General features: G+C 69.2%; 1 pseudogene. It reads right to left on the reverse strand.

Annotated features, from left to right (window positions below):
- Nucleotides 1-1031: pseudogene (locus tag KUM44_RS36055) on the reverse strand (alpha-1,4-glucan--maltose-1-phosphate maltosyltransferase); the annotation flags it as partial.

Raw genomic sequence — 1031 nt, forward strand, 5'->3', positions numbered from 1 at the left:
CCCTCGCGTTCGGCGGCGGCCCAGTCGCGGGGGCGCAGCTGGTACTTCTCGGAGTGGAGGTACTCCTCGCTGCCCTTGCGCAGGGGGGTGTTCTCGCACAGTTCGTAGCCGCTGTAGATGCCCCAGGTGGGGGAGAGCGTCGCGGCCAGCACCGCGCGCAGCTCGAAGGCGGGGCGGCCGCCCTGCTGGAGGAACTCGTGCAGGATGTCGGGGGTGTTGGCGAAGAAGTTCGGCCGCATGTAGGCGGCCGCCTCGCCGGAGAGTTCGGTGAGGTACTCGGTGAGTTCCTGTTTGCTGTTGCGCCAGGTGAAGTAGGTGTACGACTGCTGGAAGCCGATCTGGGCCAGGGTGTGCATCATCGCGGGGCGGGTGAACGCCTCGGCCAGGAAGATCACGTCGGGGTCGGTGCGGTTGATGTCGGCGATGACCCGCTGCCAGAACACGACCGGTTTGGTGTGCGGGTTGTCGACGCGGAAGATCCGCACCCCGTGGCTCATCCAGTGCCGCAGCACGCGCAGGGTCTCGGTGACGAGGCCGTCCATGTCGGCGTCGAAGGCGATGGGGTAGATGTCCTGGTACTTCTTCGGCGGGTTCTCCGCGTACGCGATCGTGCCGTCCGGGCGGTGGTGGAACCACTCGGGGTGTTTGTGCACCCAGGGGTGGTCGGGGGAGCACTGGAGGGCGAAGTCGAGGGCGATCTCCAGGCCGAGTTCTCCCGCCGTCGCCACGAAGTGGTCGAAGTCCTCGATGGTGCCCAGGTCGGGGTGGACCGCGTCGTGGCCGCCCTCGGTGGAGCCGATCGCCCAGGGCACTCCGGGGTCGTCCGGGCCGGCCGAGAGGGTGTTGTCCGGGCCCTTGCGGAAGGTGGTGCCGATGGGGTGGACGGGCGGGAGGTAGACGACGTCGAAGCCCATCGCGGCGATGGCCGGGAGTCGGCGTTCGGCGGTGCGGAAGGTGCCGTGGGGCTGCTGCGGGGTGCCCTCGGAGCGGGGGAAGAACTCGTACCAGGAGCCGTACAGCGCCCGCTCGCG

The organism is Streptomyces sp. AC550_RSS872 (genome assembly GCF_019049285.1).
Taxonomy (GTDB): domain Bacteria; phylum Actinomycetota; class Actinomycetes; order Streptomycetales; family Streptomycetaceae; genus Streptomyces.